General features: G+C 64.4%; 25 protein-coding genes and 1 pseudogene. 13 read left to right on the top strand and 13 right to left on the bottom strand.

Going from position 1 to position 24,376, the window contains the following annotated elements:
* Window positions 1-87 precede the first annotated feature (87 nt).
* From mutM to ACH5N8_RS06490, 5 genes are read right to left on the bottom strand one after another with little or no spacing between them, the layout of a single operon-like run.
* The gene (gene mutM, locus ACH5N8_RS06510) at window positions 88-903 is read right to left on the bottom strand and encodes a bifunctional DNA-formamidopyrimidine glycosylase/DNA-(apurinic or apyrimidinic site) lyase (RefSeq protein ID WP_483282958.1); all 816 of its coding nucleotides are present in this window, start codon (window positions 901-903) and stop codon (window positions 88-90) included.
* Between the two features lie 35 nt (window positions 904-938).
* Entirely contained in the window at window positions 939-1,910 is a 972-nt protein-coding gene (locus ACH5N8_RS06505; RefSeq protein WP_483282957.1) for a DUF4340 domain-containing protein, read from the bottom strand.
* Window positions 1,911-1,912: 2 nt separating this feature from the next.
* Window positions 1,913-3,325, bottom strand: a complete 1,413-nt coding sequence (locus tag ACH5N8_RS06500) for a GldG family protein (RefSeq protein ID WP_483282956.1) — start codon at window positions 3,323-3,325, stop codon at window positions 1,913-1,915.
* Window positions 3,322-4,077 carry an ABC transporter permease subunit gene (locus tag ACH5N8_RS06495; RefSeq protein ID WP_460027598.1) on the bottom strand — a complete coding sequence of 252 codons (756 nt, stop codon included), beginning with the start codon at window positions 4,075-4,077 and terminating at the stop codon, window positions 3,322-3,324. Before ACH5N8_RS06495 ends, ACH5N8_RS06500 begins: the two co-directional genes overlap by 4 nt.
* A complete protein-coding gene (locus ACH5N8_RS06490; protein ID WP_460027597.1) occupies window positions 4,074-5,027 on the bottom strand; it encodes an ABC transporter ATP-binding protein in 954 nt (317 codons plus the stop codon). The genes ACH5N8_RS06495 and ACH5N8_RS06490 overlap by 4 nt, the downstream gene beginning before the upstream one ends.
* A 298-nt stretch (window positions 5,028-5,325) precedes the next feature.
* Between ACH5N8_RS06490 and ACH5N8_RS06485 the strand changes: the two genes are divergently transcribed.
* The 3 genes from ACH5N8_RS06485 (at window position 5,326) to ACH5N8_RS06475 (ending at window position 8,543) form a co-directional block, all read left to right on the top strand.
* Window positions 5,326-6,882 (top strand): Re/Si-specific NAD(P)(+) transhydrogenase subunit alpha, encoded by a 1,557-nt coding sequence (locus ACH5N8_RS06485; protein WP_483282955.1) that lies wholly within the window; start codon window positions 5,326-5,328, stop codon window positions 6,880-6,882.
* Window positions 6,883-6,900: 18 nt separating this feature from the next.
* On the top strand, window positions 6,901-8,307 hold the full coding sequence (gene pntB / locus ACH5N8_RS06480; protein ID WP_483282954.1) for a Re/Si-specific NAD(P)(+) transhydrogenase subunit beta: 1,407 nt from the start codon (window positions 6,901-6,903) through the stop codon (window positions 8,305-8,307).
* Window positions 8,308-8,387: 80 nt separating this feature from the next.
* Window positions 8,388-8,543 (top strand): hypothetical protein, encoded by a 156-nt coding sequence (locus ACH5N8_RS06475; RefSeq protein ID WP_483282953.1) that lies wholly within the window; start codon window positions 8,388-8,390, stop codon window positions 8,541-8,543.
* Window positions 8,544-8,650: 107 nt separating this feature from the next.
* On the opposite strand, the gene aspS is transcribed toward ACH5N8_RS06475, so the two are convergent.
* Together aspS and ACH5N8_RS06465 are read right to left on the bottom strand one after the other, a co-directional pair.
* The gene (gene aspS / locus ACH5N8_RS06470) at window positions 8,651-10,438 is read right to left on the bottom strand and encodes an aspartate--tRNA ligase (protein ID WP_483282952.1); all 1,788 of its coding nucleotides are present in this window, start codon (window positions 10,436-10,438) and stop codon (window positions 8,651-8,653) included.
* A 194-nt stretch (window positions 10,439-10,632) separates the two neighbouring features.
* Complete coding sequence (locus ACH5N8_RS06465) at window positions 10,633-10,929, bottom strand: FmdB family zinc ribbon protein (protein ID WP_460027592.1); 297 nt, start codon at window positions 10,927-10,929, stop codon at window positions 10,633-10,635.
* Between the two features lie 117 nt (window positions 10,930-11,046).
* Here ACH5N8_RS06465 and ACH5N8_RS06460 point away from each other — a divergent pair, with 117 nt between their 5' ends.
* The 3 genes and pseudogenes from ACH5N8_RS06460 to ACH5N8_RS06450 all read left to right on the top strand — a co-directional run.
* Entirely contained in the window at window positions 11,047-11,553 is a 507-nt protein-coding gene (locus ACH5N8_RS06460) for an NUDIX hydrolase (protein WP_483282951.1), read from the top strand.
* 143 nt (window positions 11,554-11,696) lie between these two features.
* Entirely contained in the window at window positions 11,697-12,377 is a 681-nt protein-coding gene (locus tag ACH5N8_RS06455) for a DUF2231 domain-containing protein (protein WP_483282950.1), read from the top strand.
* Window positions 12,378-12,630: 253 nt separating this feature from the next.
* Window positions 12,631-12,783 (top strand): annotated as a pseudogene (locus ACH5N8_RS06450) (PsiF family protein); the annotation flags it as partial.
* Window positions 12,784-12,859: 76 nt separating this feature from the next.
* On the opposite strand, the gene ACH5N8_RS06445 reads toward ACH5N8_RS06450, so the two are convergent.
* Window positions 12,860-13,063 (bottom strand): hypothetical protein, encoded by a 204-nt coding sequence (locus ACH5N8_RS06445; protein WP_483283206.1) that lies wholly within the window; start codon window positions 13,061-13,063, stop codon window positions 12,860-12,862.
* A gap of 21 nt (window positions 13,064-13,084) precedes the next feature.
* Window positions 13,085-14,665, bottom strand: coding sequence for a peptide chain release factor 3 (locus ACH5N8_RS06440; RefSeq protein WP_460027589.1), 1,581 nt, complete (start codon window positions 14,663-14,665; stop codon window positions 13,085-13,087).
* A gap of 101 nt (window positions 14,666-14,766) precedes the next feature.
* Here ACH5N8_RS06440 and ACH5N8_RS06435 point away from each other — a divergent pair, with 101 nt between their 5' ends.
* The gene (locus ACH5N8_RS06435; protein WP_483282949.1) at window positions 14,767-15,147 is read left to right on the top strand and encodes a (2Fe-2S) ferredoxin domain-containing protein; all 381 of its coding nucleotides are present in this window, start codon (window positions 14,767-14,769) and stop codon (window positions 15,145-15,147) included.
* A 111-nt stretch (window positions 15,148-15,258) separates the two neighbouring features.
* Here ACH5N8_RS06435 and rsfS read toward each other — a convergent pair whose 3' ends face one another.
* Together rsfS and ACH5N8_RS06425 are read right to left on the bottom strand one after the other, a co-directional pair.
* On the bottom strand, window positions 15,259-15,630 hold the full coding sequence (rsfS, locus tag ACH5N8_RS06430; protein WP_460027587.1) for a ribosome silencing factor: 372 nt from the start codon (window positions 15,628-15,630) through the stop codon (window positions 15,259-15,261).
* A 99-nt stretch (window positions 15,631-15,729) separates the two neighbouring features.
* A complete protein-coding gene (locus tag ACH5N8_RS06425; protein WP_483282948.1) occupies window positions 15,730-17,535 on the bottom strand; it encodes a lytic transglycosylase in 1,806 nt (601 codons plus the stop codon).
* Between the two features lie 214 nt (window positions 17,536-17,749).
* On the opposite strand from ACH5N8_RS06425, the gene ACH5N8_RS06420 reads away from it, so the two are divergent.
* The 6 genes from ACH5N8_RS06420 to ACH5N8_RS06395 all read left to right on the top strand — a co-directional run bounded on the left by ACH5N8_RS06420 (window position 17,750) and on the right by ACH5N8_RS06395 (window position 22,759).
* Complete coding sequence (locus tag ACH5N8_RS06420; RefSeq protein ID WP_483282947.1) at window positions 17,750-18,373, top strand: class I SAM-dependent methyltransferase; 624 nt, start codon at window positions 17,750-17,752, stop codon at window positions 18,371-18,373.
* Entirely contained in the window at window positions 18,370-18,825 is a 456-nt protein-coding gene (gene rnhA / locus ACH5N8_RS06415) for a ribonuclease HI (protein WP_483282946.1), read from the top strand. Before ACH5N8_RS06420 ends, rnhA begins: the two co-directional genes overlap by 4 nt.
* Before the next feature lie 2 nt (window positions 18,826-18,827).
* Window positions 18,828-19,556 (top strand): DNA polymerase III subunit epsilon, encoded by a 729-nt coding sequence (dnaQ, locus tag ACH5N8_RS06410; RefSeq protein ID WP_483282945.1) that lies wholly within the window; start codon window positions 18,828-18,830, stop codon window positions 19,554-19,556.
* 94 nt (window positions 19,557-19,650) lie between these two features.
* Window positions 19,651-20,439, top strand: a complete 789-nt coding sequence (locus ACH5N8_RS06405) for a ParA family protein (protein ID WP_483282944.1) — start codon at window positions 19,651-19,653, stop codon at window positions 20,437-20,439.
* Between the two features lie 122 nt (window positions 20,440-20,561).
* On the top strand, window positions 20,562-21,854 hold the full coding sequence (locus ACH5N8_RS06400; protein ID WP_483282943.1) for a dicarboxylate/amino acid:cation symporter: 1,293 nt from the start codon (window positions 20,562-20,564) through the stop codon (window positions 21,852-21,854).
* Between the two features lie 209 nt (window positions 21,855-22,063).
* Complete coding sequence (locus tag ACH5N8_RS06395) at window positions 22,064-22,759, top strand: DUF2076 domain-containing protein (protein WP_483282942.1); 696 nt, start codon at window positions 22,064-22,066, stop codon at window positions 22,757-22,759.
* A gap of 171 nt (window positions 22,760-22,930) precedes the next feature.
* Here the strand turns inward: ACH5N8_RS06395 and ACH5N8_RS06390 are convergent, their stop codons facing one another.
* Together ACH5N8_RS06390 and ACH5N8_RS06385 are read right to left on the bottom strand one after the other, a co-directional pair.
* On the bottom strand, window positions 22,931-23,185 hold the full coding sequence (locus tag ACH5N8_RS06390) for a cupin domain-containing protein (RefSeq protein WP_483282941.1): 255 nt from the start codon (window positions 23,183-23,185) through the stop codon (window positions 22,931-22,933).
* 643 nt (window positions 23,186-23,828) lie between these two features.
* A complete protein-coding gene (locus tag ACH5N8_RS06385) occupies window positions 23,829-24,212 on the bottom strand; it encodes a DUF488 domain-containing protein (protein WP_483282940.1) in 384 nt (127 codons plus the stop codon).
* Window positions 24,213-24,376: the final 164 nt, after the last annotated feature.

Here is a 24,376-nt window from a genome sequence, read left to right as displayed (position 1 = left end):
GGGGGTTCAAAAAGTGGTCGCGATTATAGTCCAGGGCCGGATGCCCCCATCAGTCCAGCGTCCCGGGATTACCCGGGACCCCGCCAGTCAGCGCTGGCAGCGCGGACACCAGAACGTGGAACGCTGCCCCAGCCGGTCGACGCTGATGGGCGTCGCGCAATGCCGGCAAGGCTGGCCGGCCCGGTCATAGACATGCAGGGTCTGCTTGAAGTAGCCCGGCTGACCCCTCTCATTGACGAAATCACGCAGCGTTGTGCCGCCCTGCACGATGGCCGCCGCCAGGACTGTCCGGATGGATTCGGCCAGCCGCTGATATCGTTCGCGGGAAATCCGCCCCGCGGCACGCTGGGGCGCAATGCCGGCCCGAAACAGCGCCTCGCTGGCGTAGATGTTGCCCACACCAACCACGATGCTGCTGTCCATGATGAATGGCTTGACGGCCTGGCGGCGCCCCCTCGATCGCCCGAACAGGTAATAGCCATCGAATCCATCTTCCAGAGGCTCGGGGCCCAAACCGGCCAGCAGCGGGTGTCGGTGCGGCTCGGCATCGGTCCACAGCAGGCACCCGAAGCGGCGTGGGTCGTGAAAGCGCAGGCAGAGACCAGTGGACAGAAGCAGGTCGTAGTGATCGTGTTTGCGGGGCGGAGTGGCCGATTCCGTCACCCGCAGGCTGCCCGACATGCCAAGATGGACTATCAGACACCCCTCCCCTACCCGGATCAGCAGGTATTTCCCGCGCCGCTCCAAGGCATGGACTTTCTGGCCCTGCAAGCGCTCGGGCAAATCCGCCGCGACCGACCAGCGCAAACGCGGCTCGCGAACCTGAAGCGCGTGGACCAAGTGACCGTGCAGGTACGGCCGAATACCTCGGAGTGTCGTTTCGACTTCGGGCAGCTCAGGCACGGCGGGTACGGAAGATTCAGTGCCGAGGATGTCGCCTAATCATGATCCGCGGCGTCTTCGTGATCGTCCTCAACCGATTCCGCCGCCTCATCGGGCTCGTCGGCGTCATCCTCGTGATACCCCGGGCTGGTGCCGGAAGTAGATTGCGGCTTGCCGGGCGTGGATGGCGGACTGGCTTCCGGGGCTGGCTGGTTGAGCAGTTCACGGGCCACGTCGCTGGTGATCTCGTACTGGAGCAGCAGATCCTTGCGCGCCAGCAGCAACGCAGGCTGCCGCTGGACGATCACGAACTCGATGGGCTCCCCCTCCGACAGGGCAATGCTCAGCACGTCCCCCACCGGCACCGCCTCGAGATGCTTGACCTCGATGGCCCGGGCAGTGGCCCAGGCCGACGCCAGCTCTGCGGGATCGGTCTTGTCGTCGGCCGCCGGCTCGGACTTCCACTGGCCGTCGGCACCCCGGCTGAACGCGACGCCCGGTAAGCCGATGCGCTGAATCCTGGCATCTTCCGGCAGCAGCTTCTTGTCCACGTAATCCACCGCCGAGGCGGTCAGATGGTGGAAAAAGCTGTCATCCACCAGGTGCAGGGTATCGCCCAAACGGACATACCGGCGCATGTTGATGGGATCGGTGCCGCCGAACTGCAGCACGGTATCGCCCAGAGTCAGGGTCGCCTCCGGCCTGTCCAGGCCAAATTGGGCCAGCTCATCGGACTTGACCGGGTAACGGGCCTCGCTGTTGGCCTTGGCAATATCCAGCAACTGGCCGATGCGTATCGAGTTGACCGGTGCGGCAAATGGCGAGCTCAGACGCCATACCCCGGTGACGTCCTTTTCGAACGCCATTGAGGTCTTGTTCTGCAGGCCGATGCGCTTCAGGGACTGGGTGTCCAGGGTCAGTAGCGGCACGGTTTCCGCTTCCTCTTTGCCTGGCTTGAGGTAGGCCACCAGCCCCAGCACCGCGATCACGACCAGCAGCACCAGGTTGATCAACAGCCGCGACTTCATGCTCAGCTCCCCCGGCGCTTGAACCAGATCCAGGCCCCCGTGCCAATCAGCAGGATGGGCAGGACAAACAGGAAACCGACGGCGATGGTACCGGACGCCAGCGGCGAGAGTTGCAGCTTGCGATCCGGCGCGACCTTGGCCGGGATGTTGATCAGCGCATCCCCATGGCTCAGCCACTGGATCATGTTCAGACCCAGTTCCAGGTTGCCGCCATTGCCGAGAAAGGCGTTGGAGAGGAAATCGCCGTCCCCGACCACGACGATGCGCTGCTCGCTGGGCGTTTGCGCCGCCGGCGGTTGCCCGCCGTCGGCCTTGGCATCCGGCTTTTTCGCCGGTTCCGGCGGGCTGATGGCGCGGTTGATGGCATAGCCCAGTTCCAGCGGCCCCTGCCGTTCGCCCTTATCCGCGTCGAAGGCGATCTTGCCCTCGATGGGACCGGTCTCGGTCCAGGAGCGCTGCAAGGTGGTCAGCAACGGCTCCTTCTCGAAATCGCTCTTGTCGTTCTGCCCCAGCGCCGCCGCGGCGGGGAACAGGGTCATCTGCTGAAACCCCTGGGTGATCGGATGCGGCGGATAGTCGGCGACCAGGGCGAAGGTCGGGTCGTCGATGCCGAGCAACTGGGTGGAAGCATCGACGATGGTACCCGCCAGGAACGTCACGCCCAGCTGTTCCGCCAGCGGTACCAGGCCATGCAGATCGCCCGGATCGCCCAGCCACCAGAGGTTGCCGCCCTTGGTGACGTAATCCTGGATCAGCTTCACCTCGCCGGGCAGCAGGTTCGTGCGCGGACCGGCGATGACCAGCACGTCGGTGTTGTCGGGAATGATCGGGGTGACGGCCAGATTGGCCATGGAGACATTGATGCCCTTGCGCTTGAGCTCATCCGCGAACTGTTGCAGGTCATGATTGGCCCTGCCCTGCGGCGAGCGGTCGCCATGCCCTTCCAGAAACACCACATGACGCTCCTCAGCCGTGGCCAGGCGCTGGAGCGCGTTGGTCAGGCTGGTCTCCCCCGGCTCCTGGATCTTCTCGGTGCGTCCCTGATACTCGATTACCAGTTCGCCATCGACCTGTATCCCCAGCTGGCGCACCTTCTCCGGCTGGGTGTCCGGGTTGACGAAGCTGAGCGCGACATCCTGCTTGGTGCGGCGATAGCGCTCGACCAGGTCGCGTATCGGATCGCGCACCTGCTGGTTCTCGCGGGCATAAGCGGTAATGGTGACCGGTTCCTTGAGCAGCCCCAGCACCTTAAGGCTGGCCTCGGACAGGGTATGCCGATGGCTGGCCGTCCAGTCGAACTGGGCGGAATACTGGGTGCTCAGCCACGCCAGCAGGCCGACAGCCACCAGAAACAGCAGGCTGAAGAGCAGGTTCTGCAGGCGGATTTCGAGATGCGTCTTGCGGTTGATCTTCATTTTTGCAGGCGATCGTTGTCCAGGCGGTGAATGCTCAAGACCAGGAAGGTGGTGATGAACAGCACGAAATAGAGGAGATCGGTCGTCGTGATGAGGCCCTTGAGCAGCCCCTCGTAATGGCGCAGCAAGGACAGGTATTCGAGCACGCCACCGCCCTTGCCGCTGGCCTGCGAGGACCAGTCGATGATCCACAGCAGCAGCAGGGCGCCGAAGGTGCTGACGGCGGCGACCGTGGGCTGTGCCGCCAGCGCCGACATGTACAGGCCGACGGCAGCGAACCCGGCCAGCAACAGGGTCAGGGCCATCACGCAGGCCGCCAGCTTGCCGCCGTCCAGCCCGCCGCCCAGCAGCAGCGAGAGCGGCATGAGCAGGATCATGCCGACCATGACCAGCAGGAAGGCGATCACCCCAAGATACTTGCCGAGCACGATCTCGGCCATGGACACCGGCGCGGTGAACAGCAGGCTCAGGGTGCGGTTGCGGCGCTCCTCGCTGATCAGGCGCATGGTCAGCAGCGGCGTGACCAGCAGCAGGATGACACCGGCGTTGCCGAACAGCGGCGCCACGATCAGGTCGGTGATGCCCGGCGCCTCCTCCATGCCGGCGATACGCGCCTGCACCATCAGGTAGTAATCAAGCTGGGCGAGAAACATGTAGGCCAGGATGATCTGGATCACGCCCAGGATCGTCCAGGCCAGCGGGGAAAGAAACAGGGAGCGGAATTCACGTCCCGCAATGACCAAGGCCATCATGCCGTTTGCTCCTGATTGTCCGCCGGGGTCGAGGTCTGCCGGGTGATGTCGATGAAGATCTGTTCCATGCTGCGTCGCTCGGGCGTCAATTCCCGCAGCCCCCAGCCGGCGGACACGATCAGCTCGGCCAGCCGCTCGGCCGGGTTGTGTTCCTTGTCGTGGAAGATGCGATAGCGCCGGTCGCCGAGATCATCGATCTTCTGCACCGACGCCACCGAACCCAGGCGGGCGAGATCGGGCGGCTGCTGGGTCTCGACCACCAGGCTGGAAGCGCGCATCTGCTGCTCCAGCCCCTCGATGCTGTCATTCAGCACCAGCTTGCCCTTGTTGATGATCTGTACGCGGGTGCAGGACTCCTGCACTTCCGGGAGGATATGGGTCGAGAGAATGACCCCGTGCTCCTTGCCAAGCTCGCGGATGAGCTCGCGGATTTCGCGAATCTGCAAGGGATCCAGGCCGACGGTGGGCTCGTCCAGGATGATGACGGCCGGCATGTGCAGGATCGCCTGGGCAATGCCGACACGCTGCTGGTAACCCTTCGACAGATTGCCGATCAGCCGCTGCCCGACCTCGGTCAGGCCGCAGCGCTCCTTGGCCTGCTCCAGGGCGGCCCGTTGCCGGTCGCGGGCGATGCCGTGCAGGCGCGCGCAGTAGTTCAGAAATTCGTCGACGGTCAATTCCCGATAGACCGGCGGAATCTCCGGCAGGTACCCAAGCTCGCGCTTGGCCTCCTTGGGATTGTCGAGGATATCGATACCGTTGACGAGAATCTGCCCGGAGGTGGGCGCGAGATTCCCGCAGATCATCTGCATGGTGGAGGATTTTCCGGCACCGTTGGGCCCCAGAAATCCGAGAATCTCGCCTTTCTGCAGGCTGAAGGTGACATTGTCGACGGCGCAGTGGTCGTCGTAATAGCGGGTCAGTTGGTCGACCTGTATCAGTTCATTCATGATGTCTGAAGCGTTGGGAAGCTGGCTTTGTCCGGCGGCGGATGGCCTCGTCGCGGCGCCAGGAAAATGTTGACCGCACCCGGCATCTCCTTTACAAAGACCCGGCGCCCACAGGGATGCGGCCCGCAAGGGAGTGACCCGTGTCACCCCCTTGCGGCAACGCGGCTGGCAAGGGAGAGATCCCGCGCAGCCTTCGAACGCCGCTCAAGGACATTCACCACCCAGGAATTCGATAAACCAACAGCGCACACCCGTCCGGGCTGCGATGCGCGCCGAATTATAACGAGGAGAAACGCGTATGCGAATTGGTGTCCCTAGAGAAATCCACCCCGGGGAAAAGCGGGTCGCCACCGTTCCCGAGGTCGCCGAAAAACTCATCAAGCTGGGCTTTTCCGTCACGGTGGAGAGCGACGCGGGAGCGGGCGCCAACTTTTCCGACGAGGCCTACCGGGCCGTGGGCTGCGAGATCGCGGATCGCGCGGGTGTCTGGTCGGCGGCGGACATCATCCTCAAGGTGCGCGGGCCGGAAACCCACTCCGAACAGGGCATCGACGAGGTGGCCAGCCTGAAGGAGGGCGCCAGCCTGATCAGTTTCATCTGGCCGGCGCAATACCCGGAACTGATGCAGACACTGGCCGCCCGCAAGGCAACGGTGCTGGCCATGGATTGCGTACCGCGCATCTCGCGCGCGCAGAAGCTCGACGCGCTCAGCTCCATGGCCAACATCGCCGGCTATCGCGCCGTCATCGAGGCCGCGCATGAATTCGGCCGCTTCTTTACCGGCCAGATCACCGCCGCCGGCAAGGTGCCGCCGGCCAAGGTCTTCGTCATCGGCGTCGGCGTCGCCGGCCTCGCCGCCATCGGCGCCGCCAACGGCCTCGGCGCCATCGTGCGGGCCTGCGACACCCGTCCGGAAGTCCGGGACCAGGTCAAATCCATGGGCGCCGAGTGGGTCGAACCCGACTACAGGGAGGACGAGAGCGTCTCGACCACCGGCTACGCCAGAGTCATGAGCGAGACCTACCAGAAGGCCCAGCGGGATATGATCGCGAGGCAGTGCCAGGACGTCGACATCGTCATCACCACCGCGCTGATTCCCGGCAAGCCCGCGCCCCGGCTGATCACCGCCGACATGGTCCAGTCGATGAAGCCCGGCAGCGTGATCGTCGACCTGGCCGCCGAACAGGGCGGCAACTGCGAGTTGTGCGTGCCCGGCGAGGTGGCCGTGCGCCACGGTGTCACCATCATCGGCTACACCGACCTGCCCAGCCGGCTGGCGCGGCAGTCCTCGACCCTGTACGCCACCAACCTGCTGCGCCTGATCGAGGAGCTGTGCAAGGAGAAGGACGGCAACATTATCGTCAACATGGACGACGAGATGATCCGTGGTGCCACCGTGGTCAAGGACGGCGGCATCACCTGGCCGCCACCGCCGATTTCCGTTTCCGCCGCCGCCAAGCCGGCCGCCGCGTCGCCCACCGTTCCCGCCGTGAAGGCGGAGAAGCCAGCGCTGCTGCCGGCCTGGGCAAAAACCGCCCTGAGCATCGGCGGCGCCGGCCTCCTGTTTTGGTGGGTCGGCGCCAATGCCCCGGCCGCCTTCATGGAGCACTTCACGGTGTTCGTGCTGGCCTGCTTTGTCGGCTACATGGTCATCTGGAACGTCACCCCGGCGCTGCACACGCCGCTGATGAGCGTCACCAACGCCATCTCCAGCATCATCGCCATCGGTGCCCTGGTGCAGATTTCCTCGCCCGAGATCGTCATCCTGGCGGGCATCGCTCTGGTCCTCACCTCCATCAACATGGCCGGCGGTTTCTGGGTCACCCAGCGCATGCTCGGCATGTTCCGCAAGTAAGCCGAGGAGTTCGCCACCATGTTTTCACAAGGACTCGTCACCGTTTCCTATATCGCCGCCACCATCCTCTTCATCCTGAGCCTGGGCGGCCTGTCCAATCCGGAGACGGCTCGCAGGGGCAATTTCTACGGCATCCTCGGCATGGCCATCGCCATCCTGGCCACCGTGGCCGGCCCCAAGGTCACCGGCAGCGGCTACGCGCCGCTGATCGTCGCCATGCTGATCGGCGGCAACATCGGCATCTACGCGGCCCGCAAGGTCAAGATGACCGAAATGCCGGAACTGGTCGCACTGATGCACAGCCTGGTGGGTCTCGCCGCCGTGCTGGTCGGCTACGCCAACTACCTCGATCCGTCCGCCAGCCTGACCGGCGTGGAGAAGACCATCCACGAGGTGGAGATCTACGTCGGCATCCTGATCGGCGCCGTGACCTTCTCCGGCTCGGTCATCGCCTTCGGCAAGCTGTCTGGCAAGATCACCGGCAAGCCGGTCATCCTGCCGGCGCGGCACTTTCTCAACCTCGGCCTGCTGATCGCCGCCATCGTGATCGGGAGGTGGTTCCTCGCTGTCGAGGGCCACGAAGGGCTGCTGCCGCTCTACCTGATGACCGCCATCGCCCTGGCCTTCGGCGTGCACATGGTCATGGCCATCGGCGGCGCCGACATGCCGGTGGTGGTGTCCATGCTCAACAGCTACTCGGGCTGGGCGGCCTCGGCCACCGGTTTCATGCTGAACAACGATCTGCTGATCGTCACCGGCGCGTTGGTCGGTTCCTCGGGCGCGATCCTGTCCTACATCATGTGCCGGGCCATGAACCGCCACTTCCTGTCGGTCATCGCCGGCGGCTTCGGCACCAGCGGCGGCACCAGTCCGGCAGCCGGCGCGGCCCCGGAGGGAGAAGTCACACCGATCTCGGCCGAGGAAACCGCCGAGCTGTTGCGCGCCGCGCAGAACGTCATCATCGTGCCCGGCTACGGCATGGCGGTGGCGCAGGCTCAGCACACCGTCCAGCAGATCACCCAGCTGCTGCGCGACAAGGGCGTGAATGTGCGCTTCGCCATCCACCCCGTCGCGGGCCGCATGCCCGGCCACATGAACGTCCTGTTGGCCGAGGCGCGGGTGCCCTACGACATCGTGCTGGAGATGGACGAGATCAATGAGGATTTCCCCGAGACCGACGTCGCCATGGTCATCGGCGCCAACGACATCGTCAATCCGGGCGCACAGGATGACCCCAACAGCCCCATCGCCGGCATGCCGGTGCTGGAGGTGTGGAAGGCCAAGACCTCCATCGTCATGAAGCGCTCCATGGCGTCCGGCTATGCTGGCGTCGACAATCCGCTGTTCTACAAGGAAAACAACCGGATGCTGTTCGGTGACGCCAAGAAGATGCTCGACGAGGTACTGAAAAACCTGCAAGCCTGAAAGCGGGTGGCTGCCGCACCGCCCTGCCCCAGCGGCACGGCAGCCATCGAGCGTTGCACCGCGTCAGGGAGGAACATGCCATGAAACCCTGCTGGCCGCTGGTGCTGGCGCTGATACTGCTGAGCGGCTGTGGCGCGAGCTATACGCGCGTGCCGGAAGGCGTGGAGCAAGCCCCGCCGGTCCCAGCGGGCGATTGCCCGGCCGGCATCGACTACAAGACCGGACGCTGTCGCTAGGGCCAAGCCGACCGGCTCGCCCCGATTTGGCGCAGCTGTGGCGAACGATCCGACCACCGGGGCGGCGGGTGCCGGCGCCCGCCAGGGGCCGGCACCGCCCCCTCGGGTCACTCCGCCTTTGCCGTTTCGGCCGGTTTGCGCAAGCGTATCCCGAGTTCCCGCAGTTGCAGGTCGTTGACCTCGGCTGGCGCGTCGATCATCGGACACCAGGCGGACTGGGTCTTGGGGAACGCCATGACCTCGCGGATCGAGGTCGCGCCGCTCATCAGCATCACCAGCCGGTCGAGGCCGAAGGCGATGCCGCCATGCGGGGGGGCGCCATACTTCAGCGCGTTGAGCAGGAAACCGAATTTCTGCTGCGCTTCCTCGTCGCCAATGCCGAGCAGCTTGAACACCGCATCCTGCATCTCGGTCTGGTGGATGCGTACCGAACCGCCGCCGATTTCGGTACCGTTGAGTACCATGTCGTAGGCGCGCGAGATCGCCTGGCCGGGATTGGCCCGGAGTTCCTCCAGCGTGCACTTGGGCGCGGTAAACGGATGATGCAGGGCAAACCAGCGGTTCTCCTTGTCGTCCCACTCGAACATGGGGAAATCCACCACCCACAGCGGCGCCCAGTCGCCTTGCGCCAGGCCGCGGTCATGTCCCACCCTGAGCCGCAGGGCACCCATGGATTCGTTGACGACCTTGGCCTTGTCGGCACCGAAGAACACCAGGTCTCCGTTTTCGGCCCCGACCCGATCCAGGATGGCCAGGACGGCTTCCGGCGGCAGGAACTTGACGATGGGCGATTGCAGCCCCTCGATGCCGGCAGCCCGATCGGTGACCTTGATGTAGGCGAGCCCCTTGGCACCATAGATGGCGACGAACTGGGTCAGTTCGTCGATCTCCTTGCGCGACAGCTCACCGCCCTTGGGCAGGCGCAATGCCACCACCCGGCCATCCGGATCCCTGGCCGGGCCGGCGAAGACCTTGAACTCGATGTCCTCGAGCAGGTCGGCGACGTCGACCAACTCCAGCGGAATGCGCAGATCGGGCTTGTCGGAACCGAACCGTCGCATGGCCTCGGCGTGGGTCAGACGCGGGAACGGATCGGGCAGTTCGACACCCAGTGTCTTCTGGAACAGCTCGCGGATCATCGCCTCCATCAGGTCGGTGATGGCCCTCTCGTCCATGAACGAGGTCTCGATGTCGAGCTGCGTGAATTCCGGCTGGCGGTCGGCGCGCAGATCCTCGTCGCGGAAGCAGCGCACCACCTGATAGTAGCGATCCATGCCGGAGATCATCAGTAGCTGCTTGTACAGCTGCGGTGACTGTGGCAAGGCGAAGAAGTGATTGGGATGGGTGCGGCTGGGTACCAGGTAATCGCGCGCACCCTCCGGGGTGGCCTTGGTCAGAAACGGCGTCTCGATCTCGTAGAAGCCGTGATGGTCCATGAAGTTGCGCAGGTGCCGGGTGATGTCGCGGCGCAGACGCATGCGCTGCTGCATGACGGGACGACGCAGGTCGATGTAGCGGTAGCGCAGGCGCGTCTCCTCGCTGACCTCGACCTCGCTCTCCAGCGGGAACGGCGGCGTCTCGGCCTTGTTGAGGATTTCCAGCCGGGTGGCGAGCACCTCGATCTTGCCGGTTGTCAGGTTCGGGTTCTCGGTACCGGCCGGGCGCGTACGCACCTTGCCATGCACCCGCAGCACGTATTCGCTGCGCACCGACTCCGCCAGACCGAAGGCTTCCGCGTAATCAGGATCAAATACAACCTGAACCAGACCCTCCCGGTCCCGAAGGTCGATGAAGATGACGCCGCCATGGTCGCGCCGCCGATGGACCCAGCCGCATAGATCGACTTCCTGGCCCAGATGGCTTTCCGTTACTTCCCCACATCGGTGGCTACGCATGTCTGATTCTCGAATTCGGTGAAAAAGGCGTGAATTTTAGGGACTTGCAGGAGGGGATACAACCGGCGGCCACGCCCGCCGGTCAGGAACCGGACGACACCGGACGCCGGGCACCATGGGACCGCAGGCAAGGCCGTTGCCGCGGGAAACGCAAGGCCAGGGTCTGGCAGGCCACTCCGGCCTGCCAGACGGGCTCAGCCGGCCGTCGAGGTGGGCTTGGCGTCGCCACCCGTGCTGCTGCCGGCCCCCTTGCCGGCGTCACCCCCGCTCGAACCGGTATCGCCGGCCAGGTTCCTTTTCTTGTCCTGCTTGCCCTTGAAATCGGTTTCATACCAGCCGCCGCCCTTCAGGCGGAAACCCGCCGCCGAAACGAGCTTGGTCAGTTCGAGATCGCCGCACGCCGGACACTCCTTGAGCGGGTCGTCGGAAAGCCGCTGAAAGGCTTCCATCTCATGGCCGCAAGCTTTGCATTGATATTCGTAGATAGGCATGCATCGACTCCTGTTGAGTTGGGACTGAAACGAGATAAGGCGACCCGTGGCAATTTCAAGAACCCACGAGGCGGCAATTTGCGCATAATGCAGGGCATTTTAGCGGGCGGGCCCCCCATGCCGGATAGTACAACCATTGTCACACCAAGCCGGCTGCCGCCAGCCATCGGCGTCGGCGCGCTCGTGTTCGATGCCGAAGGGCAGGTACTGCTGGTCCGCCGGGCACACCCGCCGCACGCCGGACAGTGGCATCTGCCGGGCGGCCGGCTGGAGTATGGCGAAACCGTGGAAGACTGTTGCCGGCGCGAGGTACGGGAAGAAACGGGGCTGCTCGTTCTGCCGGAGAGAATCATCGCTATCGCCGATCGTCGCATCGAAGGCTTCCACTACGTGATCATCGATTTCCTGGCGTACCTCCAGCCAGGCACGCCAGCCCTGCCACAGGCTGCCTCGGACGCGGCGGAGGCACGCTGGGCAAGCCCCGAGGCACTGGCGGCATGGCCGCTGGTGGATGGGCTGGACGCCGTGATCCGTGCCGGCCGGCACAGTCGTGACAGCGGCTCGGGGCTGGTTGCGGATGCTGCGACTGGCTGGCTGTACGGCTGTGCCCGGTCGGCCCGATAATCCCGGGCCGCTAGCGACGGTCACATCCGCCGACCCACCGCGTCCGGTGCCGACGGAAACTTGAATACGACACTCGGGACTAACTGCGCCAAGGCAGGGTAAAACCAACCGACAACACCCCCAACACCGTCACAGAGCACACCATGGCTATATTTTCCCTCGACTTCGGCGGCGCCGACCCCAGCGACCTGCTCCCCGGCGTGCATGCCGGCCATGACCAGAGCGGCGGACTGGTGGCCCTGATCGACCATTTCCTGGCCGCCATCACCCGCGATGGCCCCGGCAGCTGGAACCTGCTGGGCGGAATCGAAACGCTGGGCACCAACCTTCATCCGCTGGCCCTGCATTTCCCCATTGCCTTTCTGATGGGGTTTTTCCTGGTCGAGCTCTATGGCCTGCTCTTCAGGAACAGGGCGGCCCGGCAACTTGCCAGTGGCCTTCTTTACCTCGGGGCGTTCGGGGCGGTCGTCACCGCTGCCTCCGGACTGATCGCCGCAGAAACGGTCCCGCATGGCGCTCGGGTGCATGACATCATGGAATGGCACGAGCGCGCCGGCCTTACCGTTGCCTCGCTGTCCGTTGCCCTTGCACTCTGGCGCCGAATCGGCGGCATACCGCACTCAAGCATGGCGCTGGCCCTGAGTCTTATGCTGTCCGGCCTCATGTCCCTGATCCTGTTCCTGGGTGCCGACCTGGGCGGCATGATGGTCTACCGGCACGGCGTCGGCGTGCAAAGCCTGCAAACCAACGAGGAACACCACCATCACCTGCACGGCAGCCCGGACACAGAAGTGGCAACGCCGGCCAGCGGAGACACGCCCTGAGATGGCGCGGAGAAAGAAGCGCGTTCGATCACGCCTGCCAGTGACGGCCCGCCACGAGCCGGATTGCCGTTGGTCCGGGGTCCGCGACACATGCCCGGCTCCGGCCGAACGGCAATCCATGCTTCCCTCTTTCTAGGTCGACCCGGTCCACGCCGGTTCCATCAGCTGCTAGACTTCACCGGGCGGCATCGCGGACTGATGGCCGACGATTCCGTCCCTTATATCAGCTCTCAATCAAGAAGGAGTCAACCGCATGAACAAACCCGTCATCCTGGTCGCGGCAATGCTTGCATTCGGCGCACACTCGGCGTTTGCGCTGACCGCCCAACAGGAGAAGATGAAAACCTGCAATGCCGAGGCCAAAACCCAGTCTCTCAAGGGAGAAGCTCGCAAGAGTTTCATGAAGGGATGCCTGTCGAAGAAACCGGGCGAGGCAGCGCCGGCAGCGGCTCCGGCGGCCACCAACGCCGCACCGGCACCGGTCAAGGCGGCAGCTCCGGCAGCTCCGGCAGCTCCGGCAGCTCCGGCAGCTCCGGCAGCTCCGGCAGCTCCGGCAGCTCCGGCAGCTCCAGCAGCTCCAGCAGCTCCAGCAGCTCCAGCAGCTCCAGCAGCTCCAGCAGCTCGATAAGCTTCGGCGCCGGACTGGCTCCGGTCAAGCGCCCGATGCCTCGCCAGGCATCGGGCATTTTTTTGGCCGCTGGACAGCGTCAAAGCTCGCGCGTCGCGCTGAACCGGATATCCGGCCAGCGTTCCTGGGCCAGGGACAGGTTGACACGGCTGGTGGCGAGGTAGACCAGATAACCGCTGCCATCCTCGGCCAGACTGTCGTGCACCTTGCGCCTGAATTCCTCCAGCTTCCTGGGGTCGTCGCAGGAAACCCAGCGGGCAGTGGTCACCGGCACGGCGTCATAGACGCATTCGACGTTGTACTCGGACTTGAGGCGGAAGGCGGTGACATCGAACTGCAGCACGCCAACCGCACCCAGGATGAGATCGTTGTTCTTCAGCGGCTTGAACAGCTGGGTGGCCCCCTCCTCCGTCAGTTGCTGCAAGCCCTTCTGCAAGGCCTTGCCACGCAGGGGATCCTTGAGTACCACGCGGCGGAACAGCTCGGGGGCAAAATACGGCACGCCCTCGTACTTCAGCGACTCGCCCTGCGTGAAGGTATCGCCGACCTGGATGGTACCGTGGTTGTGCAGGCCGATGATGTCGCCCGGATAGGCATCCTCGACGTTGACGCGGCTGTCGGCCTGGAAGGTCAGCGCATTGGCGATCTGCACGGTCTTGCCAGTGCGGACATGAGTCATCTTCATGCCCTTGGTGTACTTGCCCGAGCAGATGCGCAGGAAGGCGATGCGGTCACGGTGCGCCGGATCCATGTTGGCCTGGATTTTGAAAACAAAACCGGAAAACCTTTCCTCCTCCGGTAGGACCACCCGTTCACGGGCCTGGCGCGCCTGCGGACAGGGCGCGAAATCGGCGAAGGTATCCAGCAGTTCCAGCACACCGAAGTTGTTGATGGCCGAACCGAAGAACACCGGCGTCAGCTTCCCGGCCAGGTAGGCCGCCTGATCGAAGGTATGGCTGGCGCCGCGCACAAGCTCGATTTCCATGCGCAGCTCGTCCGCCTGATCGCCCAGGATTTCGTCCAGCCGCGGATTGTCCAGCCCCTCGATGATCTCGCCCTCGACGATACGGTCGCCGTGCGAAGGGCTGAACAACTGCACGGCATTCCGGTACAGGTGGTAGACGCCCTTGAAACGCTTGCCCATGCCGATGGGCCAGGTCATGGGTGCGCACCGGATCCTGAGTATACGCTCGACTTCGTCCAGCAGTTCGATGGGCTCGCGGCCCTCGCGGTCGAGTTTGTTGACGAAGGTGAGAATCGGCGTGTCGCGCAACCGGCAGACTTCCATCAGCTTGATGGTCCGCTCCTCGACACCCTTGGCGCTGTCGATGACCATCAGGGCCGAATCGACAGCGGTGAGGGTGCGGTAGGTGTCCTCGGAGAAGTCCTCGTGGCCGGGCGTGTCGAGCAGGTTGAAGATCCGCGCGCGGTGTTCGAACTGCATGACCGAGGTCGTCACCGAGATACCGCGCTGCTTTTCCATCTCCATCCAGTCGGAGGTGGCATGGCGGGCCGCCTTGCGGCCCTTGACCGAGCCGGCCAGCTGAATTGCGCCACCGAACAGGAGCAGCTTCTCGGTCAGAGTAGTCTTGCCGGCGTCGGGATGGGAGATGATGGCGAACGTGCGCCGCCGTTCGAGTTCCGCGGATAAATCAGACATTGAAGACAGGGAAAAAACCCATGATTATAGCGCGCGGTCCACGAACCGCTTCGCTCACAGGAAGCCCAAAGCCATACACCCATCGCATAATGGAGCTGAACATGCCCGAGACCCGCAACGCCAACACCCGACTGCGAAAAGCTGCCGATGCCCTGGGCATAGGCGTCAGCGAGCGGCATATTTTTCTCTGCGCCGAACAGAGCAAACCCAAGTGCTGCGACCTGGAGGCCGGATTGGCGTCCTGGGAATACCTGAAGAAACGGCTCGATGAACTGGGTCTCTCGAAACCCGGCAAGGTGGCCAGAACCAAGGCCAACTGCCTGAGGCTCTGTCTGCAGGGCCCCATCAGCGTGGTGTACCCGGAGGGCATCTGGTATCACTCCTGCACACCCGAGGTGCTGGAAGCCATCATCCAGAGCCACCTGATCGGTGGCGTCCCGCTCAGAGATTACCAGTTCGCGGGTCCCGACCGGCTGCCCTGAGACAGGTCGGCATACCCTCCCGGTGGCAGGGACTTCCCGGACCGGCAGGGCGGATCACCATGGATCGGGCAGTTGCCCGCCATGAGCACGAGGAGGGGTGGGAGACGCTCCTCAGGCGGCCACCTGCTGGCGCAATTCGCCGGCGTTTGCCGCCATCCCTGCCTCACCCCGCCACAATTTTTCCAGCTGGTAGAACTCGCGGGTCTCGGGCTTCATCACATGCACGATGACGTCGCCCAGATCGACCAGTACCCACTCGCCGACAGTCTCGCCCTCCATCCCCAGCGGCAGGATCTGGTTTTTCTTGGCCTCTTCGGCAACATGCCCGGCGATGGACCTGACATGACGTTCCGAGGTGCCGCTGGCCATGACCATGAAATCCGTCATGTTGGTCTTGCCGCGGACATCCATGACAACAACATCACGGCTTTTGGCATCTTCAAGCGTATCAAGCACAAGCTTCAGTAACTGTTCGGCATTCATGCGGATGAGCGGGATGGAAAGGTTTGGAGGCCCCGGGCGCCCGGGGCCGGGATAGCCGGCTACGCGGGTCTTGCCGGCGCAGCGGGACCAGAGCGGCCTTCAGCGGTTGGCCGCCACCTTGCGCAAGTCGGCCGCCGCTGCGGTATTGGCGCCCGGCTTTTTGCGGTTATTCGCGTTGCTGGCAGCAACCCTGGTTTTGCTGCTGTCGGCATGCTTGGTGGCAGCGGAGGTACCCGCCGGCTTCGCCGGACCCGTACCGCCCGTTGCCGAGCCTCGCGTTCTGGCAGTAGCAGGCAGGCCGGCGGCCTTGGCCGAAACCAGACCGGCGGCTGGAGCCTTCCTGGCCGCCTGAGTGTCGCTCACCACCAGCTTTTGTCCGGCCTGTACCCGCGTGGTGATGGGAATGTTGTTCCATTCGGCCAGCTGCGTCACGTCGAGCGAATACCTCCGCGCAACGGCATAGAGGGTTTCCCCTTTCTGCACCTCGTGATGGCTGGCCTTGGCCGGCCTTGGCCTGGCCTTGGCGGTCTCGATCGTGGCGACTTCCTCCGGCTCGGCACGGCGGGTGGCGGGCGGTGGCGACCGCGATTCAGCCGCCATTCGCCTGCCGCTGCGTTCGCCGGGCAATGCTGCCGGAAGTTCGACGGGGACCGATTCCGTCAGGGTCGGGGCCGGGGAGCGGCCGGCATCCATGCGGGCAAGGCTGGCCATGCGTGCCGGCCGGGAAGGTTCCGCTGTCACGCTGCGCTCGACGGCGGGCTGATTGGGATCCGGCTCGGCATCGGCCGGCATTGCCGCCGACATCGGAATGTAGCGTCCCCCGGTGATTCTTCCAGACGGGGGCGGCGGATTCCGGCTGAATTCACGACGGAAGCTCTGGAAAGCGCCATCGGGCTCGCTGGGCAGGCTCTCCGCCTCCGCATAGGGATCGGACCTCAGATAGGAACGCCGCGTCATCGACAGCCGCTCGACTTCCTGGCGGAAATCGGCAGCCTTCTTGTCCGCGGGAATATAGAGGTGGAAGCTGCCGTCGACATCCGCAAACTGGCCGCGGAAACCCGGGTTCAGTTCGTAGAGTTTCTCCAGGGAGATGCCGGCAGCATCGGCGGCCAAGGCAAGATCCAGCTGGTTGTTGATCTTGACGGGCTTGTACCGCGCCACATTGGGCAGATCCTTGAGGGCGATGCCATAGCGCTCGGCATCCGCAAACAGCCGGGCAACCGCCAGCAGCTTGGGCACATAGGCACGGGTTTCCTGGGGCAGATTCAGCGACCAGAAATCGGTGGGCAAGCCGGCGGCCTCATTGCGCCGTATGGCGCGGGCCACGGCGCCTTCGCCACAATTGTAGGCGGCTATCGCCAGCAGCCAGTCACCGAAATCGCCATGCAGCTTCCGGAGGTACTTGATGGCCGCCTTGGTGGACGCATAGACGTCGCGGCGCCCATCATAGGAGTGGCTGCGCTTGAGCCCATAGTTCGAGCCGGTGGAGGGGATGAACTGCCAGATGCCGGCAGCCTTGGCGGGCGAGACCACATTGGGCTGGAAGGCGCTCTCGACGATCGGCAGCAGCGCCAGCTCGCCGGGAATCTTCTTCTTCTCGACCAGCTTCACGATGGAATAAAGGAACGGTTCGGCACGGTTCTGCGCCCGCTCCAGGTAGCTGGGGTGGTTGGCGAACCAGCTCAGCTCGCGATCGATGTCAGGGTGATCGATATTCGGCAGCGCGTAGAGAGCGAACAGGCGGTCCCAGAGGGTGTCATATTGCGAGCCGCGGGAGGCCTTCTTCTTGGCCTTGCCGACGGTTGACGAGGCCTCCGCGCTATCGGGTATAGTGGGTTTCCTTTTGACTTCGTTTCTGGAGCATCCTGCCAGGACTGATGCAACGATGGAAACGCAGCAGATCATTCTGATCTGGGATTTATTCAGCAGCATTGCCTTGGTAGCCCTCATCTTGTCGGGTTGAACCAGTCCTGAACGCGTTGACGCGCCGTATACACAAGTAAAAATGCAATCGGCCAACCCTCATTCTCGACACGAGTTCCTCAAATGGTATCACGTGGCCAGTCTGGGACAAGCGCTGCAAGCCCTTGAATCCACGTATCTCCGCACGAACCTCAACATGGCCTACGGCACCCGGACGCTGCAGGTCGGCCGGCTCGGCTGCGAGAGCCGCTACATCGATGCCGACTTCGTTGGCGGGTTCGCCCTGCTCGACCGGCAGGGGCCGCGAAGCTTTCCCACCTTTGTGCAGGGCAGCGCCGGCGCCCTGCCCTTTGCGACCGAAAGCATGGATATCCTGCTGCTGCCGCACGTGCTGGAGTTCGTCTCCGACCGCCACCAGGTGCTGCGCGAGGCGGAACGGGTGCTGAAGCCCGAGGGCCGGCTGTTCATCCTCGGCCTCAACCCCTGGAGCCCCCGCCGCCTGCTGAAGCTGGGCCAGCGCGACTCGTTCTGGAAGGCGCGGCTGATCGCCGGCCATCACCTGCTGGACTGGCTGAGCCTGCTGAAATTCGACGCCGAACTGGTGGCGGCCTTCGACAGCCTGCGCGAGAAGGCGCTGAGAAATCCGCAAACGGGTTGGGAAGAGGTCAAGGCGGGCCTCTCACTGGCCTATGCGATCAAGGCCATCAAGCGCAGCTATACCCTCATCCCCATCGAGCCGGAATGGTCATCCCTGAGCCAGCTGGTAACCAGCAAACTGATCGAAACACCGCAACTGAACCCCAACCGCACCACGACATGACATCCGTGCAGATCTATACCGATGGCGCCTGCCGCGGCAATCCCGGCCCCGGCGGCTGGGGCGCCCTGCTCCGCTGCGGAAGCCGCGAACTGGAACTCTATGGCGGCGAGCCCGATACCACCAACAACCGCATGGAACTGATGGCGGCCATCCAGGCGCTGCAGGCGCTCAAGCGCCCCTGCGCGGCCATCATCACCACCGACTCCACCTATGTGATGAAAGGCATCACCGAGTGGCTGCCCAACTGGGTACGCAAGGGCTGGCGTACTGCCGGCAACACCCCGGTCAAAAATGCCGATCTCTGGCAACAGCTGGTAGCGGTCCAATCACCGCACCGGGTCGAGTGGTGCTGGGTGAAGGGACACGCCGGCCATCCCGGGAACGAGCGGGCCGACCGGTTGGCCAATCGCGGCATCGACGAAATCCTGACCACCCGCAAGCAAGGTTCCTGATCATGGCCCGACAACTCATCCTGGATACCGAGACGACCGGTCTGGAACCGGCGCAGGGACACCGCATCATCGAAATCGGCTGCGTCGAACTGCTGGATCGCAAGCTGACCGGCAGCCGCTTTCACGTCTATCTCAATCCGGAGCGGGAAGTCGACGCCGGTGCCGTCGCGGTGCATGGCCTCAGCAATGACTTCCTGGCGGACAAGCCGCGCTTTGCGGATATCGTCCAGGACTTCATCGACTTCGTCACCGGGGCCGAACTCATCATCCATAACGCCCCCTTCGATGTCGGCTTCCTCAACCACGAGCTGAACCGGCTCACCGCGGGCTACAAAACCATCGGCGATTACTGCGCGATTCTCGACACGCTGCTGATGGCCCGCAAGAAACATCCCGGCCAGCGCAACAGCCTGGATGCCCTGTGCAAGCGCTACGGGATCGACAATACCCACCGCAACCGGCACGGTGCCTTGCTGGACGCCGAAATCCTGGCCGAGGTGTACCTGGCCATGACCGGCGGCCAGACCACCCTGCTGCTGGAACCCGAGCCGCTGCCCCAGCCGGGGCCTGGCGCGGCGCAACCGATGGACCTCGCGGCAACCAGACCGCGTCAACGCCTGCCGCTGAAGATACTTCGCTGCACGGACGCGGAATTGGCCGCCCATGCCGCCCGGCTCGAAGCCATCGACAAGGCCAGCGGCGGCCATTGCCTCTGGAAACAGGCCGGTTGAAACCCGCCGCGCCCATCCTTCGCGAGGGAGGGCATTGGGGAGGGTTGGATTTTTGCTTATACTTCGGAGGCACCAATCCAACGGGGAATACCGAATGCGCAGGGTGATATTCAATCAGAAAGGGGGCGTGGGCAAATCCACGATCGCGTGCAACCTGGCGGCCATCAGCGCAGCGGAGGGCAGGAAAACCCTGGTCATCGATCTGGACGTCCAGGGCAACTCCTCGCACTACCTGCTCGGCGACAAGGTTGCCGATGCCGACGCCACCATCGCCCACTTCTTCAAGGAATCGCTGAGCCTGAACCTGTTCGGCAAGGGCCAGGGCGACCACCTGAATGATCTGATCCACGAAACGCCTTATCCCAACCTGCATGTCCTGCCCTCGCACCCCGAACTGGAACCCTTGCAATCGCGACTGGAATCGCGCTACAAGATCTACAAACTGCGCGAGGCGCTGGAGAGCCTGACGAGCTTCGAGCGCGTCTACATCGACACGCCACCGGTGCTCAATTTCTACAGCCGATCGGCGCTGATCGCCGCCCGCAGCTGCCTCATCCCCTTCGACTGCGATGCCTTCTCGCGCGAGGCGCTCTACAACCTGCTGAATGCACTGGAAGAAATCCGGGCAGACCACAATCCCGACCTGGAAATCGAGGGCGTTATCGTCAACCAGTTCCAGACCCGTGCCAAGTTGCCGCAACAGCTGGTCGATGAATTGCTCAACCAGGGCCAGCCGGTACTCGATACCAAGCTCTCGCCCTCGGTCAAGGTGCGGGAGTCGCACAGCCTCTCGCGCCCCCTGATCCACTACGTGCCGGAACACAAGCTGAGCGAGGAGTTCCGCGCCCTGCACCGCGAACTTGACCAGCGTCGCACCGGCTAGATCGCCGGTTGACGGGCGCGTTGCCGCCGGCTATCCATGCCCAGCACCCGCGCCCATCCTGTCCCGGCGAGCCATGCTGCCGCCACGGCGCGACGGTAACCGCTCTCCCCGCAGCAATGGCCATGAGCCTGCACCCTGCCCGCTGGCCACTTTCCGTGCGGGTTCTGCTCGCCCTGCTACTGGGCATGATCCTCGGCGTTGCCGGCGGCTCCGAGCCCTATCTCCGGGGGCTGGGTAACGCCGATCTCGGCCAGATCGGCCTGCTGATCATCCGCCTGCTCAAGGCTCTGGCCATTCCGCTGATCCTCTTCGGCATCCTCGACGCCTTCGTCCGGCATCCCATCTCGGCACGCAGTGGCAGGCGCCTGATATGCATCTGCCTTTTCAATGTCACGGTGGCGCTCGCGCTCGGACTCAGCCTGATGCGCCTGCTCCAGCCCGGGCTGGCCTGGCGGGGTCACCTCGACGAGCTGATGACCAGGATCAGTGCACCGCCAACGGCACCGGCGAGCAACTTGCCCAAGACTTCGCTGGAGCCCCTGCAAAGTCTCGGCAGCCTCGTCCCGCAAAGTCTGCTCGATCCCATCCTGAACGGTAACGTGATCGGCGTGGTGCTGCTGGCACTGCTGTTCGGTGCCGCCATTGCCCGCCTGCGGCGTCAACCGGGCAATGGCGACCTCATCGACCTGACACCGCTGACAGGGTCGATCAGCGCGTTCTACGCGGTCCTGAGCCAGGTTCTCGGCTGGCTGGTCCGGTTCATACCTCTGGCGGTACTGGGCCTGGTGGCCCAGGCGGTGGGCAAGGCTGGACTGGGGATATTCGCCGATCTCACCGGCTATTTCGGCGTCATCGCGCTCGGCCTCATCCTGCATGGGCTGGTCTATTACCCCCTGATGGCCTGGCTGGTCGCCAGACAACCGCCCCGCGCCTACCTCGGACACGGAGCCGATGCGATACTGACCGGGCTCTCCACCAACAGCAGCCTGGCGACGGTGCCGGTCACCCTGCGCTGCCTCAAGCGCCTGGGTGTCGGCGATCGCTCGGCGCGGCTCGCCGCCTGTGCCGGCACGAATTTCAACAATGACGGCGTCACCCTCTACGAGGTGATGACCGCACTGTTCCTGATGCAGGCACTGGGTAGCGACCTGCAATTCGGCCAGGAATTGCAGGTCGCCCTGGCCGCGCTGCTGGCCGGAATGGGTATCGCCGGTGTCCCCGAAGCCGGGCTGATCGTCCTGCCGCTGGTGCTGAGCGCCGCCGGGTTGCCGGAAACCGTTGTAGCGGCAGCCATCCCCCTGATCGCGCCGGTGGACTGGCTGCTGGCCCGCCTCCGCTCGGCCGTCAACGTGCTCAGCGACATGCTGGTCGCCATCCTGCTGGATGCCTGGGAAAAACGCTACCCGAATGACTGACCGGGTGGCTGTTTCAGGCGCCCGACATGACGCCGACGGGTACCCCGCGCCGAAATGAACGGCAATCCCGCCTCGTCAAGGCGAGATCACGCGTGCCAGCGTTGCCGGCTTGCCCCTTGAATAGCAGGATCGACGCCATACATCCCATGCCGTGACGCTGTCCACGCAAGACTGATTCTCCCAACCCCCAGCAACCCTCTCCGTCCCGCATGATGAATCCCGACGAAAAAAAGCTGCTGACCGAATTTCTGGCGCAGCTGGAAAACATTCGCGGCCTTGCCAAGGACCCCGAAGCCGAGCAACTGATCGCCCGCGCCGCACAGATCCAGCCCGATGCCCTGTACCTGCTGGTTCAGAAGGCGCTACTGCAGGAACAGGGGCTGCGGGCCGCCCAAGCCCGTATCGAGCAGCTGGAAGACCAGCTCCGCCGGGCCCGGAACAGCGGTCTGACGGCGGCGCCCGGCGGTTTTCTCGGCCATGACCCCTGGGCACAACACCCCACCACGACGGGCTCCGCCCCGCTGCTGCGGGCGGGACAGCCGGCGTCTGGCACCGGCGCCAATCCCCTGCCGGGATCGACGCCGATGGGGGGTGGCTTCGGCAGTTTCCTCGGCGCCGCCGCGGCAACGGCCGCGGGCGTGGCAGGCGGCGCCTTCCTGTTTCACGGCCTCGAAAGCCTGTTGGGGCAACATCCGGGCGCCGGTCATGGGCTCAGTGAAGCGAGCCCCCAGGATGCTCACATGGCACCGGAAAACGTCACCATCAACCACTACTATGGCGGAGACATGAGCCCCGCCGGCCAGGAGGCCGGCTTCGACAACCGCCTTGGCGAGGATTCGCCGGCCAGCCTGGATGACTGGGCCGTCGATGGCGACGATGACGACATCAACAGCTTGGATGTCTGACCAGCGCGCGGACGACATGCCGACGAAACCCGCAACGCTGGACCCGAACGCCACAGCGCGCGTCGGCCCACGCCTTGGCGTTTCGGCGCCCTGATCACACAGCGGGGATACTCCCCCAGCCGGGAGGATCAAGCAGGATATCCCCGGCCCGGTGCGACGCCGGCCATAGCCCTACAGCCACCGGGCCGGCGACTGACCGCGGTTACGCACGGAATGCAGCACGCCTGCCGGTATGCGCAGCGCCACGCCCGGAGCAGGACGATGGACGATGCCCGCCACCTCGAATTCGACCATACCCTCGACGGCCATCACCCGTTCATCGGTGGCGTGCACATAGCTCTCCCAGCGCTGACCCGGCGGGTCCACCCACAGATCGCAGGTGAACCCGCGCTGCTGCCAGTCCTGTCGCACCGATTTGATATCCATCGTTACCTCCCGGTTCAGGCGCTAGCCAGGCGTCCACCACCTGCCGCACCGGCCATCTCCGGCGCTTGCCCTGTCCCTGCCGGCCCGATGCCGAAATGATCAATGCCAGCGGCCATGGTGATGATGATGGCCCCGATGCGGGTGATGGTAATGCGGAGGGTGCCAATCATGGTGGTGGTGATGCATCCCCCCGCCCCAATATACGGGAGGTGGGGGCGGCAGCGGGGCAAAGGGTACCCCGACCATGACGGGCGGCAACTGTATGGAGATGCCGGGCGCGGGGGGATACGGCATGGGCCAAGTGGGACCATGCGCCCAGGCCGCCGACAATCCACCGAGGCTCAGGAGGCCGACCGCGAACGACAGCCTGCGCAACATCTTGCTTGAGCTTTCCATTTTCTCTCCACCGGCACGAATGTAAGAATCGCCCGACGATCGGGCCTTGCTTGCGGGGAGATTTTTGACTGCCACCGGTCACGCTGTCATCGGCCTGATCCGGCCTTTATGTATCGGTCTGTATCCGGTGAAAAATCCGATACGCGCCGATACAAATCGGTGAATGGAAACCGCAGTGGCGATCTGCGCATGCGTTGGCGCATGCCTGACGAAGATCGCCGGGGTCGTGGCGCACCTCACGCCGCCGTCATGAAAGCCGGCCAGCTGCCGGCCATGCCCCGCTTAACCTGGCCTCGAGATACTCTTTCAGGACGGAGGCATTGTTGCATCGCGCTTCGCGGGCTCCGTACAGCAGGACCACCGGGTTGCGAGTCGCAAGCTCGATCAGATTGCCAAGCGCTTCGGGATTCGCATCGAGTTCGGCAACGTATTTCGCCTTGAATTCGGGCCATTTCTGGATGTCGTGCCGGTACCACTGGCGAAGTGCGGAGGAAGGGGCCAGCTCCTTCATCCAGACATCGATCTCGGCGCTGGCCTTCGACAGGCCACGCGGCCACAGGCGATCCACCAAAACCCGGATACCATCCTCCCTGACAGGCCGGTCATAAACGCGTCGGACGGTGATGTTCATGGCAAGGACTCACGCGGCGGTTGACCCGATCATCGATGCGAGAGCCCAAGGGCCCGCCCGGGGTGACAGAGCCTGTCCTGGACCTTGATGGTGATGACCGGCCCGGCCCGTTGCTCGGCAGAGGATCGCAAGCGCCCGGTTCCGCTCGCTCGAACCCTGCGACG

The sequence above is a fragment of the Methyloparacoccus sp. NF-16 genome (assembly GCF_056880625.1).
The sequence above is the reverse complement of the archived record's forward strand: the minus strand, read 5'-3'. Positions and strand labels throughout refer to the sequence as shown.